This is a genomic window from Streptomyces durbertensis, from assembly GCF_014156695.1.
Taxonomy (GTDB): domain Bacteria; phylum Actinomycetota; class Actinomycetes; order Streptomycetales; family Streptomycetaceae; genus Streptomyces; species Streptomyces durbertensis.
Genome location: NZ_WMLF01000734.1, coordinates 1 through 1,490, shown reverse-complemented (window position 1 = coordinate 1,490; position 1,490 = coordinate 1). Strand labels below are relative to the sequence as shown.

Genomic DNA, 1,490 nt, shown 5'->3' with positions numbered 1-1,490 from the left:
CTCCGTCGCGACCCCGACCAGCGCCGCACCGGCCGCGGCAGCCGGTATCGCGGCGCGAGCTCGCGCCGCGCTGAGTGAGGGATGCCGTCCCTCGCGTCAACGCCGGCCGGGCGACGGCAAGCCGCCGGCCGTGCGGCCCCTCGAAGGAGGCCGCACGGTCAGCGGCTCGCGCGGGGGCGTCAGTTGAGGCCGAGGGTGGTCATGGCGTGTTCGGCCATGCGCTTCTCGCCGAGGGCGTTGGGGTGGACGGGGACGGCGGTGTGGCCGAAGAGGACCGGTTCGATCCAGCGCGTGCCGGCGGGCTTGCAGGCGTCGTGGCCCTCGGAGACCTGCGCGAAGTCCACGTAGACGGCGCCGGTCTCCTCGGCGGCGCGCTTGATGACCGCGTTCAGGTGGGCCTGGATGCCGCGCACGTACGGAATGTCGCCTTCGGCGATGGGGAGCTTGGCGAAGCAGGACGGGTCGGCGGTGGGCGGGGCGATCCAGGGGTAGCCGAGCGCGGCGACGCGCGCGTGGGGCGCCTTGTCCTGGACGGCCTTCAGCGCGGCCTTGAGCGCGGGGTAGGTGTTCGACTCGATCTGGTCGCTGAAGGAGCTGCCGTTCCGGTCCTTGCAGGGGCTGCCCTTGCCGCCGCTGAGGAGGCCGGCTGAGCCGCAGGCCAGGATGGCGTTGATGAAGGTGTTGTTGTCGTTGCCGCCGATGGTGAGGGTGACCAGGTCGGTGTCGGCCTTGAGCGCGTTCAGCTGCGGCGCGACTCCGAGGTACTGGGACTGCGTGAAGTGCTTGGTCTGGGCGGCGCCGCAGGTGACGTCCGTCAGACGGGCGCCGGTCCTGGCCGCGATCACGTTGGGGTAGTTCGCCTTGGAACGCAGGCAGAGCAGGTTGCTGGTGTCCACCGGGAGGACGCCGGAGCCCGCGCTGTAACTGTCGCCGAGCGCAACGTAGTTGAGCGGCTTCGGTGTGGTGGTCGCCTGGGCGGTCACGGTGGCGCCGGTGAGGCTGATCGCCAGCGCGGCGACTGATGCGAGCATGACATTGCGGAGGCCTGATCTCGGCATGTGCTCTCTCTTCTCGAAACAGCGTGGGGCGTACGGCCATGACGGCGCGGCACGTGAGGGACGAAGAGGCGGCTCGAGCTGAAGGTCCCGGCGCCCGCGTGGGGGAAGCGGTGTTACCGCCGGTACCTACCGATAGGTAATGTGCGGCCCCGCCCACGCGCCCGTCAACCTGCGCGACAACACTTCCTTGAAGAGTTGACTAGCCCTCCACGCGGGGAGAGCGGCCCGTCACTTCAGGTGAAGAGCTTCGCGGACCCCCGGACTGAGAGAGACGTCGTTGGCGGGTCCGGGGATCGCCGCGCCGGCTTCGACCGCGTACCAGCCCTGGGTGGAGTTCACGGGCGTGTAGGCCGCGTCGCCGGTGTCTTCCAGGAGGAGGACGTACTCCTTGCCGGGGGTGAGGTCGGGGGGCTCGGGGGCGGAGCCGCGTGC

General features: G+C 70.6%; 1 protein-coding gene and 1 pseudogene. Both read right to left on the bottom strand.

Annotation, left to right across the window (positions count from 1 at the left end):
- Positions 1 to 179: 179 nt before the first annotated feature.
- The gene (locus GL263_RS26385; RefSeq protein ID WP_182858252.1) at positions 180 to 1,058 is read right to left on the bottom strand and encodes an SGNH/GDSL hydrolase family protein; all 879 of its coding nucleotides are present in this window, start codon (positions 1,056 to 1,058) and stop codon (positions 180 to 182) included.
- A 228-nt stretch (positions 1,059 to 1,286) separates the two neighbouring features.
- Positions 1,287 to 1,490 (bottom strand): annotated as a pseudogene (locus GL263_RS26380) (hypothetical protein); the annotation flags it as partial.

Coding starts and splice junctions, on each gene's coding strand:
- GL263_RS26385 (WP_182858252.1), bottom strand. CDS start 1,058: ATGCCGAGATCAGGCCTCCGCAATGTCATGCTCGCATCAGTCGCCGCG.